The organism is Acetobacter senegalensis (assembly GCF_001499615.1).
Lineage (GTDB): Bacteria > Pseudomonadota > Alphaproteobacteria > Acetobacterales > Acetobacteraceae > Acetobacter > Acetobacter senegalensis.
Genome location: NZ_LN606600.1, coordinates 518158 through 536061 on the forward strand (window position 1 = coordinate 518158; position 17904 = coordinate 536061).

Here is a 17904-nt window from a genome sequence, read left to right on the forward strand (position 1 = left end):
AGTTCAGTCTTCCTTGATTACAATGACGCATTGTCCGGATCTGACAGGAGCGCCGGGTTGAACGCGAATTTCCATGACTGTGCCAGAACAGGGTGCAACAAGAGATATCTCCATTTTCATGGATTCCAGAACAACAACGACCTGACCGACTTCAACTCTGTCGTTCAGGCTAACAAGTACCTGCCACAGGTTGCCCGCAATGCCGCTTTCAACGGCCTGTAGGCCATTGGCTAGCGGTACATCCTCCCCTTCCTCTGGAGCTACATCGTTACTTTCAAAATTAGCCGTACCATTTTCTATCCAGCGTTGGCGCTCTGCATCAAAAGCGGCCTGCTGGCATTTTTGGAACGTAGAAATTGCCTCATGATGCTGCTCCAGAAACGCATGATAATCCGAAAGAGCGATTTCTGTTTGTTCGATTTTGATATCATAACGGCCCAACGGAAAGTCTCGGCGAATAACTTCAAGCTCTTCAGCTGAAACCGGATAGAAACGGACCTGGTCAAAAAAGCGCAGGAGCCATGATTTACCCTGAAACGCTTCTGGCAAGCGATACCGCATCCACATTTGCAAGGTACGGCCTACAAACTGATAGCCCCCCGGGCCTTCCATGCCGTAAACACACAAGTAAGCCCCGCCGATGCCAACCGAGTTTTCTGCTGTCCAGGTGCGGGCCGGGTTATATTTTGTGGTTACCAGCCTATGACGCGGGTCTAGCGGCGTTGCAACTGGAGCGCCCAGATAGACATCTCCCAGCCCCATGACCACGTAACTGGCGTTAAAGACAATGTTGTACACGTCATCAATGCTGCCAAGGTCATTAATACGGCGGATAAATTCTAAATTGCTTGGGCACCATGGCGCATCTTTGCGCACGGTGGTCATGTATTTGCGAATGGCCAACTGGCAAGCTGGATCATCCCACGAGAGGGGGAGGTGCACAATACGAGACGGAACACGTAGGTTAGTTTTTTTTAAAACATCAGCCCATAGCTGCTTAATGATGCTAAGCAACTGCCCAGAAGTGATTAGATTGGAGGCATAATGGATCTGTAAGGAGCGAATGCCTGGCGTTAGGTCAATAATGCCGTTGAGATTTTCTGCCTCCATTGCGCGCATAAGCGCATGCGCCCTAAACCTGAGTGTCAGATCAAGTTCGGGATCGCCAATTTCAAGCAGAAGGTTTGCATCACCCGAGAGCCGGGCCACAAGGCGTGTGCTGCCCTCCCCTTCGGTCATGACAATGGGGGAGGAAAGCTGTGCGCGCTCCCACGATGGGCTTTGCTCCTCCAGTGTCTGGACTTCGGCTTCACCCGAACGCGCCAAGCTGTGCGCCGTAGGCAGGTCAACCGGTACAAAGCGCACCAGATCACCTGCCCGTAGCTGCCCCAGCTTCCATAGGTCCGCGCTTATAACGGTTACGGGGCACACAAACCCACCCAGGCTGGGGCCATCTGGACCCAGGATAACCGGCATGTCTCCCGTAAAATCGACTGCCCCAATCGCATATGGATTGTCATGAATATTGGAGGGGTGAAGGCCTGCTTCTCCACCACTTTCACGTACCCATTCCGGCTTGGGGCCAATAAGGCGAATGCCCGTGCGGCTGGAGTTAAAATGGATTTCCCACTCTGTAGCGAAAAATGTTTCCATATAGGCGGGCGTGAAATATTCCGGTGCGGCATGGGGGCCGTAGATCACACGCACGGTCTGCACATCGGGCAGTGCGAGTGCAAGCGATACAGGCAGCACAGCACCATCTGTTAGGCTCTGTGATGGCGGGAGATGCAATACATCACCCACACGCAACGCGCGCCCTGCATGCCCGCCAAACTGACCCAGAATAAACGTACTGCAACTGCCCAGATAAGAGGGCACAACAATACCGCCGCGCAGGGCCAGATAACTACGCGCGCCTTTTCTGACGATACTACCCAGCTTTAAAACAGACCCCGCACAAACACGGAATGCGGTGTTCATTGGGCAAGGCTGCCCATCAAGCTCAATAACAATTTCGGCGCCGGTAATGGCAACAACAGCGTCTGTATTAAAACGCAGAGTTGGGCCATTCATGGTTATTTCAAGACCAGCCGCTCCTGCGGCATTACCCAAAAGCCTGTTAGCCATCTGGAAAGATCGGCTATCCATGGGACCAGAGGGGGGAATACCAACAGCCCAGTACCCCAACCTGCCGGGAAAATCTTGCACGGTAGTTTGTGTGCCAGCGACAAGAACTTCAAACGTATTGGCTTTATAGGTTAAGCCCTCAAGGCATCTTGTCCATGGGTTGCTTTCTACAAACGGTTGATAGGCTAGAATTTGCCTAAGGTAGGCACAATTGGTTTCAACCCCGTAAATCTCTGTTTTGGCGAGTGCGTCATCCAGACGGGCAAGGGCTGCTTGGCGTGTGCTATCATGCGCAATAACCTTGGCCACCATGGGGTCAAAAAACGCCGGAATTTCTGCGCCAGCTTCTATCCATGTATCTATACGCAGAGCTTTTCCATCTGCTGGTGGAAAGTGAACATGCGTGACAAGGCCGGGAGAAGGCTGAAAATTACGACCGGGGTCTTCAGCATACAGTCTGGCTTGAATGGCATGCCCCTGCGGCGTTAAGCTAGCCATGAGCGTGCTGAGCGGGGGCAGTGTACCTGCCGCCAGTTCAACCATCCACCGAACCAGATCTACACCCCAGACCTGCTCCGTTACCCCGTGCTCAACCTGCAGCCGTGTATTAACTTCTAGAAAATAAAACTGCTTGACATCACTATCATAAACAAATTCTACAGTGCCCGCACTGCGGTAGTGCGTGGCTTTACCCAGCCGAATTGCGGCTTCACACAAGGCTTCAGCTATGCCATCGGGCAGGCCGGGAGCCGGGGTTTCTTCTATAACTTTCTGGTTTCTGCGTTGTATTGAACAGTCGCGCACCCCAAGGGCAATAACCTCACCCTGTCCATCACCAAATATCTGAACTTCGAGGTGTCGTGCATGCTCAATGTATTTTTCAATAAACACCCCTCCATCAGAGAAGTTGTTAAGGCCCAACTGACGAACTTTATCAAAGGCCTCTATCAATTCCTCTTCAGAGTAACAGACACGCATGCCTATGCCGCCACCGCCTGCCGTACTTTTGAGCATGACCGGATAGCCGATCTGGGTGCCGGCATCTGTTGCGTCTTGGGCTGTATTGAGCAAAGGGGTGCCACGTAGCATAGGTACGCCTTGTGCGGCGGCCAGATCTCGCGCGGTATGTTTTAAACCAAAAGTACGAAGTTGCTCTGGTGTAGGACCAACAAACGCAAAACCTTGACTCTCACACTCTTCAGCAAAAGCGGCATTTTCAGACAAGAACCCGTAACCAGGATGAATAGCCTGAGCACCCGCCTGCCGGGCTGCTGCCAGAATTTTATCTGTTTTCAGATAGGTTTCAGCTGCAGCGCCTTCCCCAAGCGAAATAGCCAGATCTGCATTGCGTACATGAAGACTTCCAAGGTCTGCTTCTGAATAGACAGCCACCGAACAAACATGCAGGTCTTGTAAAGTCCGCTCAATACGGGCTGCAATGGCGCCACGGTTAGCTATGAGTAATTTTTTAAACATTACAATTTCATTCAGAAGAAAGTGGCTACCCACTACGGGAAAAAGACTGGCTTGGCTCTACAACCCGCTTAAAAACAGCCGAAGTGGCCGTTTTTAATTCCAGACCAGCACTTCAGCCGGTGTGGGATTCCACCCATTGCAGGGATTGTTCAATTGCGGACAATTAGAAATAAGAACCATGACATTTTGTTCGGCGCGCATTTCAACATATTTTCCGGCGGCGGAAATACCATCTTCAAACGTAAGCCCACCATCTGGTGTAACGGGCACGTTCATGAAAAAATTGATATTGGCGCCAATATCACGCTTGCCTAATCTGCCATCATGTAGACAGGCACACAAGAAATTGTCACGGCAACTATGCATAAACCGGCGGTCGTGCGCATAGCGAACGGTATTGCTCTCCTGCGCGCAAGCGCCGCCCAAAGTATCGTGCCGACCGCATGTATCTGCCACAATTGTCAACATAGGATTACCCATATTGGAATACAGCACTGTGCCACACGTAAGGTAAACGCTGTTCTGGCGCCGTATTGTACGCTGGGGGTCGTAACGCTCCCGTGGCACTTGAGCATTATAAAATAAAGTATCTATGGCCTGATTACCTTCCAGATCGAGAAGGCGCAGTGTTTGACCAGCTTTTACTTCAAAAAGAAACGGTTCACCTGCGGGAATCACATGGCGGAAAAACGCTGTTTCGGGTGACAGAGCACTTGGCGTTAATTTCATGTCCGTTTTCCTTACACGCAATAAAGAGCTGTATTGAAAAAAGCGCGCCCATTTTCTGGCCGAGAGGTATGACAACCAAAAGAAATACCGTCTTCTACAACATCATGTATTGAAAAAGAGATAGGTTTTGGGTTGTACTGCGGTGAAGGGTCCATGGGGTGCTGCAACGCAGTTAGAATAATCAGCACATCCATCGGGGCGTACAAGTCGATATAATCACCCGCAGAAGAGTTGCCCTCCACAAAGAAAAACTGACCCGCTTCATCAACTATGACTTTACTGAAAAAATTAACAACCATCAGGAGATCTTGAATATTAAGGTTCCACTTTCCCATCTCCACAAGAAGGTTATCGTGCCCATTGCGGTGGAATTTATTGCGCAGTTCCTGATAGCGGCCAGGGCCGTATTTTTCTTCTACTTCCTGCGCGTTCATTACGCCACCAAAAGAGTCGTGCCAGCCACAGCTATCTTCTGATATAGCGAGTAAAACGCGTCCCATATCAGAATACAGACAGTGCCCGGCAGTCAGTTTTGCAGTATGCTGCCCCTTTAGGGTATCTGGTAGATTAAAACGCTCACTTTTCTGATCTGCATTAAGAAAAGTGGCACTTACATTTGCACCGCCCTCTATATCTTTAATGCGCAAAACACGCCCACGCTTAAGGATAAAAGACGTATGCCCCCCACCAGGGACAAGTTCTTCGTAAAGACACGGACGCAACGTCGACATATCGTTTTTCATTATAGACTCTCAGCTCCTGGAGGGTGGAAAGCGCAACAGCGTGAATAAGCACGCGCAGCAGCAGGAACAGAACACTCAGGCCTACAAGATTGTGTAAGCGAGAGCCCTATCTCATTGATAAACAAGGGAAAAGAAGAGAAATGCATTTTAAAGACCTCCGGTTAACACGACGACAAACAGAGCAGCGCGACACAAAAAGTGTGCTGTCTCCCGGGCTTTTGTCCCGCCGTGTAACCTCAACCAGAGGTCGTTCGCTCTCGGACCAGACACCTGCATAAACAGGTCGGAACCCTAGCGAACCATTGCATATTGTTACAGTCTAACTAAGACTGCATAACGCTTTTATAGCAGAGTCTCTGACATTGAATCAATACCGTAATGGATTTTTTGGAAGAAACATTTATTTTACCAGAGTGAAGCCTGCCCGCACGCCACAAGAAACATCTCTAACATATTGTATTGTAATGGTTTTTTGTCTGAAATTAAGGCGGTGCTTTCAACTAAGGCCAAAAGCACCCATAGTTCTTTTTTGACGTAAAGATGGCAGCTTAAATCCGCATAAGATGGAGAAGATTAATCCTCCAACAAACCGAAAATGTCATCACCCTCAACAACGGTAGAATATGTTTTGAGCGGAACAGTACACGGCGGAGAAACAGCCTTGCCCGTACACACATCAAAACCACCACCGTGCAATGGGCAGTAAATGGTGGTTCCTTCCAGATCACCCTCGGTAAGAGCTACTTTACCATGAGTGCAAAGGGCGTCTGTCGCATAAACCTTACCCTTAACCTTATAAACCACCAGCGAGGCATCTATTCCCGCAACGGCCACCTGGCGCATAGCGCTCTCTTTAAGCTCGCTGTTACGGCACAAAAAAACTTTTTCGACCATTGCTTTCTCCAGCATATATTTTTGTAAATTTATAGACCGTTTCGATCTGAGAATAGAAGCTGACATAGGTTGACTGGTTTTACAATCACCATGCCCTCCCTATGCCACAAAAAATATTTTGCCAAACCTGATTATGCCTACAGCACACTTGGCACGTGCCGTTACAGGGTCCATAGAACCTGAAATATATATTGTTTTATCATTATTTTTCATAATTATCTAAATAGGAAAATCGCTGTTTTGCATCTGACACTCTCACCACACCTCAATGATAACGATCATTTAATGCACTTCATGTTTGAAAACCGATGCTTTTTTGATGACAAACACCTTTAATTACGTCAAACAACATATATCGGTTACGGAATAATTGATCTACGCTCCCATATGAATTTGTTTAGCAACTCTCTTCTTGGTTGCTCAAACTGGCGACTAAGACACTCACCAAAGTGAAAACAGGAGTAATGTATGCAGGATTGTCCGGCTAAAAGAAGGGCATATCTGTTTTGCGCCACCATGTTGATCAGTGGCGCTCCCTTTGCTCTCGCTGCCTCTGCTCATGCAGCCTCGTCTGACCAGAAGAATGGCCCGGTGGCAGAAAAGAAGACACGCTCTGGCGCACCAGCAAAGCAGCAACCTGCAACAACGAAAGCCGCCGCTGTTAAACCTGTTCAGCAGAAAGTGCGTGCTGCCCAAGAAGAGCAGATTATGGTTACGGCAACACGGCGTTCAACCAAGCTGGAAGACTCGCCCATCAATATTTCTGTCGTTGATCAGAAGCTGATGAAGAATGAGCGGATCACTGACATTCGCCAATTGAGCTCTTTTGTGCCGGGTTTGACCATTACCGATAACGGCCCGGGCAATACCGGTAACATTATTATGCGCGGCCTCTCTTCTGGCTCAACGTCAACAACCGGGAACTTCACCAACAACTCGGTTGGTGTCTATCTGGGCGAAGTGCCGCTTTATACAGACTTCAAGATGGTCGATATCGATCGCCTTGAAGTGCTACAGGGGCCACAGGGTACCCTATACGGTTTAGGCACCTTGGCTGGCGCTATTCGTTATATGCCCCACCGCCCTGTTCTGAACCACTGGTCTGCAGATGTAACCGGCAAGACCTTTGGGGAATCGCACAGTGGCTCCCCTGGTGGTGAAACAACGGGCACGTTTAATATTCCACTTATCAAAGACCATCTGGCGTTCAGAACGGTTGTTGGGTACTATAATGACCCCGGCTTTATGGACTACAACTACCTGCTGAAGACACCGGGAGTTTCTAACCCGCAGCCGGGTGCTAACTCTTTGGGTACAGCTGAACAGCGCGCCCAGAATTTTTACCGCCGTAAAGATCTGAACTACGACCACACCTTTACAACCCGTAACCAGCTCTTGGTGCAGGTTAACCCTAACATCAAGGGTTACCTGACCTACATGCACCAGGAAACCCGTACAGGCGGCCAGCAGGCCAATGCTGCGGGCGTGCTCGGGACTGGCCATTATGATGCACCGTGGCGCTATCAGGAGCCAGTAAACCGCAAATCAGACCTTTATAGTGGGGAATTCTATTTCAACATTTTCAACTTTGCTCAGTTGGTCAACACAACGGCTTATACACACCAGACCATAGACTCAGTTGAAGATAATACGGATCTTCTGCTTGATCTTGATTATGGGTACCAAGCCTTCCCAAACTTCTCTTCCTATGCCGAGAATCACAGAAAATACACACAGTTCAACGAAGAGCTGCGCCTTGTTTCTACCCATAAGGGGCCGATAAGCTGGGTTATTGGTGGTTTTTACAACAACCAGAAAACAGATACCAACCGCCATGAGTATGTCCCTGGGTATACATCTTGGGCGGGTATCGATCGGCCTGATGAACTTGAGTATGCCTCACGCGTGCACACCAAAACGCAGGAGCGCGCAGTGTATGGCGAGCTTACCTACCATATCTTGAAAAATCTTCAGATTACAGGTGGCTTCCGGTACTTTGATTATGACTCTTCGGTAGATGGTGGCACTGCATTGCCGCTCTTCCAAACCTACCCGAATGTAAACTATAGCTCACAACAGGGTTCTACCGGTGCCAATGGCACCATGTGGAAAGCGAACATTTCCTACCGTATTAACCCGAATATCATGACCTACTTTACTTACAGCACTGGTTATCGTGTGGGGGGGGTAAACAAAGTGGCCCCCTGCTCCATGCCATTGGACACAAGCGTCCAGCATGCTTGCGCCCTACCCAATGAAGTCAGTTATAAACCAGATAAAACACGCAATGCCGAACTTGGTATCCGTGGGAATTTTTTCCACCGCCGGTTAATATTTACATTGGCTGGCTACAATATTGACTGGACGAACATACAGGTTCCCGGCCAGACCCAATATGGGAATGTTGGAATTACGAAAAACGGCGCGGCTGCTGTCTCAAGAGGCTTCGATGCGTCTGTAAATGTGAAGGTTCTGCCAAACTTTACGATTTCAGCGACCTATTCTTATGTTGATGCACACTTGACAAAATACTCTCCAGGATTAGTCACCAACGTACTAGGCTCCTATGCAGGAAAACCAGGGGACCGTTTACCCGGCTCGACCAAGAATTCGGGCAGTATCATTGCAAATTATACCTTCCCCCTAGATGAGGACCGAAATATCCAGTTTAATTGGGCAACCACTTATCAAGGCAGCATCTTCTCTCGTGTGGGGCTAGAAGGCTATGGCTACCGCATGCCCAGTTATGTAACGCACCGAGCGTCTATTACATACAACACACGGAAATGGAGTGTTGATCTTTTTGTCAATAACCTGACTGATCAGTATGCTGTAACTGCAGTCAGTAACGATATGAGCTCCATTCGTTCCCGTGATGGCATTGCTGAACGTTATTATGCCTATAGCGTTTTAACACCACGCACCTTTGGGCTGGAAGCAAGCGCACATTTCTAAAAATTAGTGCCTGACTGATACCACAAAGAAAGACCCCTCTATGTGAAACATATTTTCCATATGGGGGTCTTTCTATTATTTTGGTGTGCACCTTGTTTCGATGCTCATATCAACTCAAAAAATTACCATAAGCAGGGAAATTTCTGATGGGAACAACACAAAAAGTCATTATGGTTTCAGGCGCAGCAAGAGGCATGGGGGCTGCGATTGCCAAAAAATTTTACGATGAAGGCTGGTGTGTTAGCCTTGGTATGCGCAAACCCCAGATACCAGCATGGGCAACAGACAAAGAGCGCGTTTTGATTGGCCACTACGATGCCTTAGACACAACAACAGAAGCCAGTTGGGTTGAAAGCACAATAAGCCGTTTTGGGCATATTAATGCAGTTGTCGCAAATGCTGGCATTGGCATTTGGAAAAACATTATAGACATCTCTGAACGTGAGATGGATGACCTGCTGGACGTCCATATTAAAAGCCCCCGCCGCCTCGTAAAAGCTGCATGGGAACAACTTGTTGCCTGTGGCAGCGGCCGAGTTGTTATGATTGGCTCCCTGTCGAGCAAACGCGTTTATGATTCAGATTCTGGCCCTTATGCCGTGTCCAAATTTGCAACGCTTGCTTTGGCGCACTCTATTCGCCACACTGGGTTTGAATATGGCATTAGAGCCACGGTGATCTGCCCTGGCTTTGTAAAGACCGACATGGTTGAGGGCATGATGCCGGAACTGAACATGACCCCACCAGAAGAAATTGCCCGCGTTGCGCATTTCCTTGTCACGTCACCCAATGAGGTTAGTATTTCGGAAATTCCCGTAAATTGCAGGGCAGAGGAAAGCTACTAGCTTGGCTTAAAATAAACTCGAAAAGCAAGGCTGAGTTCACAACAAATTTGCCTTGGCCAGTCCAATAACCCTAACAGGCGCTTTGTGTGGAACTATTTTTACTCGCTTTACTTTCTCTCCTCTCCCTTGAGACTATTAGGTGACAGGCGCACAAATGCCTTCTCTTTTTGTTAGCAAAGCTGACAACGCTTTGAACCCTCTTTTACGGCGCCACTTCTTGGGAGGGGGCATAGCGCTTGCTTTTGCAGGGCTACCTGCTGCACGTAGTAAAGTGGCCTTGGCGCAAACAAGCCAGAATGTTCACTCCCCATCAGATATTACGCTTGGGGGTGTTGTTCGTATTGGGAGCGATAATAAAATATCTCTCATTGTTCCAAACATTGAAATGGGACAGGGTATTTACACAACTGAAGCCATTATTATTGCAGAAGAGCTGGAAGTAGACCCTAAAGACATTACTGTCCTGCCTGCATTGCCGCAGGACGTGAGTGATGTTGCTCCAAAGTTTCTAAAATCCCTTTCAACAGGCGGTTCCCGCTCTGTCCGTAATGGGTGGGTACCCTTACGGCAAGCTGGCGCAACGGTTCGGCTTATGCTTCTTACTGCTGCTGCTGCACGCTGGAATATACCGCAGCATTTGTTAGCAGCCGAAAATGGTTACATAAAAGACCATACAGGCCAGCATTGTGCACAGTATGGTGACTTTGCGGTTGATGCCGCCCGGCAGAACATACCCCAAAATGTGCCTCTAAAATCACCCAGCGACTGGAAATTGATAGGCAAGTCTTTCCCGCGGGTTGATATTCCTGCCAAAACGAACGGTACTGCTGTTTTTGGTATTGATGTGCGTGTGCCAGAAATGGCGATTGGCGCTGTTATGGGAGCACCTGTTATTGGCGCTACTCTCGACACCCTTGATGACACATTGTGCAGGACTATCCCTGGTGTTCTGAATGTTCTAAAAACCAGCACAGCCGTTGCTGTTATAGCAAGGAATTACTGGACCGCTAAAAAAGGCTTAGCAGCTCTCAAAATTAAGTGGGTAGAAGGAAAAAACTCTTCTCTTAGCTCTGAGGACATCAGACGAAAAATCCGCGATGCTTCCCTTTCTGTGCCAGAAATTATTGCGCGCAATGATAAACCCAAGAATACTTCTGCAGAGTCTGGCAAAAAACTGGAAGCGACTTATGAGCTCCCATTTCTCTCTCATGCACCTATGGAACCCGCCAATGTAACACTACATGTGCGTGCAGAGCGTTGCGATGTCTGGATGGGTACGCAGGTTCCAACCCGTGCACGGGCTGCCGTTGCAAAGATAACAGGTTTGCCGCCAGAAAAAGTTGCAATTCACAACCACATGATAGGCGGTAGTTTTGGGCGTAGGCTGGCTACAGACTTTTTGGAACAGGCAACACACTTCGCCTGTCAGGTCTCTCACCCTGTAAAATTTATCTGGAGCCGGGAAGAAGATATCCGTCAGGATCTTTTTCGGCCCGCGTACTATGACCGTATCAGTGCAACACTGGGTCAAAATGGGCAGCCGCTTTCTTGGCAGCACCATGTAAGTGGGCCTTCTGTCGTTGACCGCTTTGCCCCAGGCGGGTTGCCCGTAGGCAAGCTCGATACTGATGCTGTCGCCGGCGCAGTAGATACACCGTAACCGGCCGTTTGAGGCCGCCTTATGATTAAAGATTGTGACTGGTAACTTACCGTCGTTAACGACGTCGTTATTGACGTCATTTGAGAGGTAAGAATGGCCCAGGAAATCCTGATTGGTGTTGAACGCCGTCGCCGCTGGTCGGATGAACGCAAACTGGCGATACTGTCTGAAGTTGGTGTGGATGGAGCGAGTGTATCGGATGTGGCACGTCGGCATGACCTGACCCGCCAACACCTTTACCAATGGCGGAGTTCATTCCGTCAAAGACTATCTTCGCCAGATCAGTCTGTGGCGTTTATTCCTGTTGCTTCAGTGACGACACCTGCTGTGACATCTGGCGGTGGACCTGACGAACTGGCCATAGTGCTGCGCAATGGCCGTAGTATCAGGGTGACGGGACATCCTGCCGAAGATCTTCTGGCCCGGGTCATCCAGATTGCGGAGACGGCATGATTGGCGTGGGCAACGGCGTGCGTGTCTATCTGGCCTGCGGGGTGACCGATATGCGCAAGGGCATATCGGGTCTGGCAGCACTGGCACAGGACGTGCTGCGTCAGAACCCGACATCAGGGGCGCTCTTTGCTTTTCGTGGTCGCCGTGGCGACAGGATCAAGCTTCTGATGTGGGACGGTCAGGGGTTCTGTCTTTATTACAAGGTGCTTGAGAAGGGACGTTTTCCATGGCCGTCTCCGGCAGAGGGCGTTGCACGCCTGACGACAGCACAGATGGCCATGCTGTGGGAAGGCATGGAGTGGAGACGCCCTTCCTGGTCTGCACCACCGTCTCGCGTAGCCTGATTTTTATGGCGTGATCGTGTAGAACCTTTTGAATTTTCTTAGATTTTCTGCTATTTTTTCATAATGACGCCTGCACCCGTGGTCCTGCCTGATGATCCGGATATCCTGAGGGAAATGATTGTTTCCCTGCAGACCGAAGTGGCCCGGCTTTCTGCGTCGGCCCGTGCGTATGAGGCTCTTGTCCAGTCTCTCAAAATCCGGATCGCACGCCTTCAGAAACAGAAATTCGGGGCCAGTTCAGAAAAGATAGACCGTGAGATTGAACAGCTCGAACTGCTCCTTGAAGATGTAAAAATCGCCATCGCGGCAGCCGATCCTTCTCCTGATATCAGGGAGCATGATGTCAGCGATGATGCAGTCTCTCCCCCACGGCAGCGTGGCAAACCACAGGTTTCTGACACGACACCACGGGAGCGTATTGTTCTCGACCCGGGTGAGGCCTGTCCTGCCTGTGGCGGTCCTCTGCGTCTTGTAGGCGAAGATGTCACCGAAATACTGGACTTTATTGCGGCAAAACTGAAAGTTGTCGAAACGGCACGGCTGAAGAAATCCTGCCGCCATTGCGAAACGATGGTGCAGCCTGAAGCACCGTCGCGCCCTGTTCCACGGGGGATGGCTGGCCCCGGGCTTCTGGCCCATATCCTGGTCTCGAAATTCGATGACCATATCCCGCTTTATCGTCAGAACGAGATCTTTGCCCGTCAGGGTGTGGACATTCCCCGTTCAACCCTGATCGACTGGTGTGGTCAGGCCGTTGCCGTTCTGCGTCCTCTCACAGATCTGATCCGTCAGGATGTCGTAAAGGCAGACCTGCTGCATGCCGATGATACACCCATCCAGGTTCTTGATTCCCGTCTGCGCCAGGCTGGGAAACCACGTGGTGTGAAGGAAGGGCGGATCTGGACCTATCTGCGCGATCCCCGCCCCTGGGGCGGGAGTGATCCGCCCGCCGTGGCCTACTGGTTCTCTCCCGATCGCAAGGGGATCAATCCCCAGACCCATCTGGCACAGTTCCGGGGCATTCTGCAGGCTGACGCCTACGCGGGGTTCAGGGATCTGTATAAACCCGATGCAACGGGAACCGTGCATGTGCGCGAAGCGGCCTGCTGGGCTCATCTCCGCAGGGCCTTCCATGATGTCTGGAAGGGCAGTGATTCGACAATCGCAAGGGAAGCACTCGAGCAGATCGGGGAACTCTACGATATCGAGCGGCAGCTCACCGGGTCTCCTGCTCCGTATCGTCTGGCTGTCCGACAGGAAAAAAGCCGCCCTCGTGTCACAGCATTCCACGCATGGTGCGAAACACAGCTCGCCCGTATCCCTGGCAAGGGGGAACTGGCAAAAGCAATCCGTTATGCGCTCAACCGGTGGGCAGCCTTTACCCTCTTCCTCGAAGATGGTCGTGTTGCCATCGACAACAATCCTGCCGAACGGGCCATACGACCGGTATGCGTCGGGCGGAAAAACTATCTGTTTGCCGGTTCAGACGCCGGGGGCGACAACATCGCTGATGCCATGACGCTTATCGAAAGCGCAAAACTTTCAGGCCTCAACCCGCACGATTACCTCGCCGATGTTCTCGCCCGCATCAACGAACACAAGATCAACCGCCTCCACGAATTGTTGCCATGGAACTGGCAACCCGCGAATACGCTTCACAAAAAGGCCGCATAATCAAGGCGGCACAGAACGGCCGGTTACGATACACCTTATGACTTGCCCCAGATGTTTGTAACGTGGACGCGCGCTGATACGCCTGTGCCAGTTGGCTGGTGGCGGGGTGTTGGCCCAGCGCATAATGTTTACGTAGTAGAAAGTTTTATAGATGAATTAGCCGCCGCAACACATACCGACCCGCTTGAATACAGGTTACGCCTTTTGGGCAAAAACCCTCGTTCTGTAGCAGTTCTAAAACGTGCTGCGGAAGAAAGCCAATGGAGCAAACCGCTCCCTACAGGCACCGGCCGTGGCCTGGCCTTACATAATGCTTTTGGCTCCCATTGCGCTGTGGTCACTGAAGCAGTGGTAACGGATAAAAAATCTATTGCTATAAAGAAGGTGACCGCCGTTGTGGATTGCGGCATAGCCGTTAATACGGATGCACTTATAGCACAAATGGAAGGTGGACTTCTTTTTGGGTTTAGCGCCGCGCTTTATGGAGAAATAACCATAAAAAATGGGCGCATAGAGCAAAGTAATTTTCATAACTACCCGCTTATGCGCATTAATGACGCTCCGCCCATTGATGTGCATATCATCAAAAGTACTGACAGCCCCGGCGGTATTGGAGAGGTCGGTACGACTGCTGCGTTTCCATCACTTGGCAATGCACTTTTTAATGCTACGGGCAAAAGATGTAGGCGCTATCCGTTCTCTCCACATTTCTTTAATGGCGAGTTCGGTTCAATTTAGACCAATTTGTAATGGGATTGTTTCTCGCTTTTGAAAAACTCACCCAATAAGAGGGTGAGCTTTATAAGAGGGTGCTTTTTTGTGCTCGCTTCTATATTGGCTGAGTTAGACAGGCAGGGCTTACCTTGTTACTACTTTTATAAAAGACAGATACTACCCGACGCGCACGAAGCAGCTACCACTCTATTAGGTAACTTTCTTCAGCTTTTTAATTCCCGATATTTTCCGGTTTTGCCCACCATGCCAGAACATGAATATCGTGAGATGTTGTCCAGATACCTTCTGGGGTGTACCGCAACGCGCCACTGCCCGTTTGTGCACCAACTCGTGCACGAATGGCCAGAGTTTGGGGGTCAATGACGACAAATGTCTGATGGTCTGTGGTACGCAGCCAGACCTTACCACCCCCGGCATCAATATCCCCATACATCAATGAGTTATCGACTTTTACCCGACCAGAAACCTCTCCTGTTTCTGGGGAGACGCGAGCAACTGTTCCGTCACCCTGCTCTTGTACCCAAACAGCCCCCTCCCCCGCAGCAAGAAAGCCAGGAGCACGCCCAAGAGCGGTTTTTTTGACGACGGTGTTAGTTTGCGGATCGATCTTTTGAAGCGTGTTATGGGTAGCGCTTACACCCCATAGGGCACCATAACCGAATGCAAGATAATAGGTTTCAGAATCGACCGGGATAGATGCAATGACTTTGTTTGTAAGTGGGTCAACACGGGCAACTTTCCCACTGCCATCACTGGCTACCCAGATAGAACCCTCCCCACTGACAACATTCAGCTCGCCTCTGGGGTTTGCTATACCTGTTTGAATAACAACGTCTTTTTGTGCAGTCTTGAGGTCTATCCGGTTGAGGGTATTCGCTTTGCAATCAGCAACCCAAAGGGAGCCAAACGCTACTGACATGGCACCACAAGGATGGCCCAACTTAACTTCAGCCAGTTTCCCCGACACAGACCAGTGCTCTACACGCCCTCTGTTCATAACCCAAACTGAAGCACCATCAACGGCAAGAAAATCAGGTGAACCCGGTACATGCATAACCTGCTGTGTAGGCGCTGTTGCCGCAAATGCATGAGGGAGACAACTGAACGGTGAAAACACCGCCAACATTAAAGCATGTTTTAGTATTTTTTTAATACGCACACCGCAACCTTTTCGAATGTCTTAGAAAATCAATACTCAGACAAATATTTTCTAAAAAGAGACTTTACGGACAAAGCTTCGCTAATCCTGCCGATAACGTATAAGACCGAAAAGATACCGGCAAAAACGTAAGCCGCTACGGGAGAGAGTTTTTTCTTGCCCTGTTTCTCGTCGTCTTTATCTGTTTTCTTTTCTGGCGCGGGCACCCCCAAAGCTTTGTCTATAGGGCTTTGAATAAGATATCTGGCCTCTTCCTCTTTTTCCTTCTCGGCTAAAGACTGTGACACTTCGGTTGATGGCTTTTGGAGGTGTTTAACCACAATTGTGAGTTCGGCCATTGCCAGAAAGAAAAACGGTGCCAAAAAACAAAAAAGGAGTGTTTTACTTCTTAAGTCATACTGTAAAACAGAACCTTCTTTTTTGCTCTCTATGCTCAAAACACCATCATCAAATACAGCCATCTTATCTTGAGAAGGTTGATTTTTTTTAGAAAAAACCAGACTCTCATTTTTCAATTCATGCGTTGTTCCAAATTCCTGAAACAAAGGATCTATTTTACAAAAGACTTCGCTGCTGGTTTGTTGCGCGGGAATTGAAAGACATCCTCTTACATGCCATATCCAATCAATAAGATGCCAGTTCACTTTTGTGCCCCTTCTCTTTAACCATTTTAAGTGATCAAACCCATTCAATAGTAATGAAACAATGATTTAGGGCTTATTGCCGCGCTTTTGTTCCAAACCATTGCTTGGTCATTTTTTTGACTTTCCTCTTATAGTAGCGCCAACCATTCGTGAACGGGTACGTCATTTGTTCACTGATTGTAAGACGACGCCCGCCTTCTGTTCCAAGCAGTTCAGCCTCACCGTCAACGCAAGTACCGAACATTCTATCTATGAAAATATAAACGCTCGCATAGTTGCTACATGTTGCTTCATAATCCTGTGCATGATGCAAACTATGATGCTCCGTAGTATTAAACAAATATCTCCACCAACGCGGCGTGTTAAACCTTACGTTAATATGCTGATATTCGCCAATTGCCATAGACATGGCTCCAGCCAACAAAACAGCTCGTGGCAAAAAATCAAAAAAGCCACCCAAACCAAGTCCGATAAGAAACAACTCTGTTGGATTGCCCACTGCACCTTTATTAATATTCAATTGGGTAACATAATGATGAACCGAGTGCGGCAACCACAGCGGATACCATGTATGCATACCGCGATGCATCCAGTACTGACCAAAATCAAAAATAAATGAAATAATAAACGCCTGAACCAAAAGAGGAAGAACAAGAAACCACATAACTTTATCAAAATGAAAATAGCTCTGGATGAAATCAATCACCGCATCACTACCAATATAACTATTTACAATCCGTAAAAAAGTATAACCGACGCCGACATAAAAAAGGTCCGTGACCAGCTCTTTCCAGGTCAAACGCCAACTTTCATAACGTGGATTTACCCACTCAAGCGCCATCAAGAGAACCCGAAAGCCTACGCCTATCCAGATGGCTGTTGTGGCCGTCGCTATTGAATTGGGAGCGTAATACCAAAAAACAATCAAGGCGAAGAGCATAGTCGGCTGAAAATAGGTGAAGACAAATTGCTTAACCTTACCCCCCTCCACTTTTGGTATATTATCCCAGCCAATCGTGACGGGAGCTTGCGAACCGATCACTCTGTTTCCAACGCGAGTTCCGCTCATCTCCACCTCCAAAAATTCATTGGTTTGAATTTACCTCATTCTCCATCAGAGTTTCATACGTCATTCGACGCAGCCCGAAGGGTTTCTGGCTGGCTTTTCCGTTCTTGAAACGCAACAATTCTCTTTTAAGCGCTTTTTATGGTGATATGCACTAGAAATTTTTAGTCTTTTTGAAATTCTAGCGCACGAAAGATGAAGAGATATTTATGCTTTACAGAGCACAATATTGATAATTTTTAATATGAGAGCCGAGTGATGCTGCGTAAGAAGTTCCTGTGCGTCCTGCCCGCTGATTAAAATAGTGCATTCCACTCCTCAATCAGGAACAACTCCCAAGTTATTCATGTCGCATGACAAACATGATTTTTTCTTATTATAACGTAATTTTTAATATATT

The 17904-nt window shown here is 48.9% G+C and carries 14 protein-coding genes and 1 riboswitch; of the genes, 7 read left to right on the top strand and 7 right to left on the bottom strand.

The annotated features are described in order from the left end of the window. Positions 1 to 3 precede the first annotated feature (3 nt). From uca to ASN_RS02250, 4 genes are all read right to left on the bottom strand, one after another. Complete coding sequence (uca, locus tag ASN_RS02235) at positions 4 to 3603, bottom strand: urea carboxylase (protein WP_058987082.1); 3600 nt, start codon at positions 3601 to 3603, stop codon at positions 4 to 6. A 93-nt stretch (positions 3604 to 3696) separates the two neighbouring features. Then, positions 3697 to 4332, bottom strand: coding sequence for an urea amidolyase associated protein UAAP2 (locus ASN_RS02240; RefSeq protein WP_058987083.1), 636 nt, complete (start codon positions 4330 to 4332; stop codon positions 3697 to 3699). Between the two features lie 11 nt (positions 4333 to 4343). After that, positions 4344 to 5075: an urea amidolyase associated protein UAAP1 gene (locus ASN_RS02245; RefSeq protein ID WP_197603321.1), complete on the bottom strand. Its 732-nt coding sequence runs from the start codon at positions 5073 to 5075 to the stop codon at positions 4344 to 4346. Between the two features lie 205 nt (positions 5076 to 5280). Next, a riboswitch (guanidine-I (ykkC/yxkD leader) is annotated at positions 5281 to 5381 on the bottom strand. 267 nt (positions 5382 to 5648) lie between these two features. Then, positions 5649 to 5969 carry a non-heme iron oxygenase ferredoxin subunit gene (locus ASN_RS02250; RefSeq protein WP_052051214.1) on the bottom strand — a complete coding sequence of 107 codons (321 nt, stop codon included), beginning with the start codon at positions 5967 to 5969 and terminating at the stop codon, positions 5649 to 5651. A 468-nt stretch (positions 5970 to 6437) separates the two neighbouring features. Here ASN_RS02250 and ASN_RS02255 point away from each other — a divergent pair, with 468 nt between their 5' ends. From ASN_RS02255 to ASN_RS02285, 7 genes are all read left to right on the top strand, one after another. Further along, positions 6438 to 8924, top strand: a complete 2487-nt coding sequence (locus tag ASN_RS02255; RefSeq protein WP_058987084.1) for a TonB-dependent receptor — start codon at positions 6438 to 6440, stop codon at positions 8922 to 8924. A 146-nt stretch (positions 8925 to 9070) separates the two neighbouring features. After that, positions 9071 to 9769 (top strand): SDR family NAD(P)-dependent oxidoreductase, encoded by a 699-nt coding sequence (locus ASN_RS02260; protein ID WP_058987085.1) that lies wholly within the window; start codon positions 9071 to 9073, stop codon positions 9767 to 9769. A 154-nt stretch (positions 9770 to 9923) separates the two neighbouring features. Continuing rightward, positions 9924 to 11429, top strand: a complete 1506-nt coding sequence (locus ASN_RS02265) for a molybdopterin cofactor-binding domain-containing protein (RefSeq protein WP_058987086.1) — start codon at positions 9924 to 9926, stop codon at positions 11427 to 11429. A 93-nt stretch (positions 11430 to 11522) separates the two neighbouring features. Further along, positions 11523 to 11882: an IS66-like element accessory protein TnpA gene (gene tnpA, locus ASN_RS19130; RefSeq protein ID WP_058986867.1), complete on the top strand. Its 360-nt coding sequence runs from the start codon at positions 11523 to 11525 to the stop codon at positions 11880 to 11882. Then, positions 11879 to 12226 carry an IS66 family insertion sequence element accessory protein TnpB gene (gene tnpB / locus ASN_RS02275; RefSeq protein ID WP_010510701.1) on the top strand — a complete coding sequence of 116 codons (348 nt, stop codon included), beginning with the start codon at positions 11879 to 11881 and terminating at the stop codon, positions 12224 to 12226. Before tnpA ends, tnpB begins: the two co-directional genes overlap by 4 nt. 63 nt (positions 12227 to 12289) lie before the next feature. After that, entirely contained in the window at positions 12290 to 13900 is a 1611-nt protein-coding gene (tnpC, locus tag ASN_RS02280; RefSeq protein WP_058986868.1) for an IS66 family transposase, read from the top strand. 51 nt (positions 13901 to 13951) lie between these two features. Continuing rightward, positions 13952 to 14638: a molybdopterin cofactor-binding domain-containing protein gene (locus tag ASN_RS02285; protein ID WP_058987087.1), complete on the top strand. Its 687-nt coding sequence runs from the start codon at positions 13952 to 13954 to the stop codon at positions 14636 to 14638. 208 nt (positions 14639 to 14846) lie between these two features. On the opposite strand, the gene ASN_RS02290 is transcribed toward ASN_RS02285, so the two are convergent. From ASN_RS02290 to ASN_RS02300, 3 genes are all read right to left on the bottom strand, one after another. Continuing rightward, positions 14847 to 15794, bottom strand: coding sequence for a Vgb family protein (locus tag ASN_RS02290; protein WP_197603322.1), 948 nt, complete (start codon positions 15792 to 15794; stop codon positions 14847 to 14849). Positions 15795 to 15823: 29 nt separating this feature from the next. Continuing rightward, on the bottom strand, positions 15824 to 16438 hold the full coding sequence (locus tag ASN_RS02295) for a hypothetical protein (RefSeq protein WP_058987089.1): 615 nt from the start codon (positions 16436 to 16438) through the stop codon (positions 15824 to 15826). A gap of 73 nt (positions 16439 to 16511) precedes the next feature. Further along, positions 16512 to 17507 (bottom strand): sterol desaturase family protein, encoded by a 996-nt coding sequence (locus ASN_RS02300; RefSeq protein WP_058987090.1) that lies wholly within the window; start codon positions 17505 to 17507, stop codon positions 16512 to 16514. Positions 17508 to 17904: the final 397 nt, after the last annotated feature.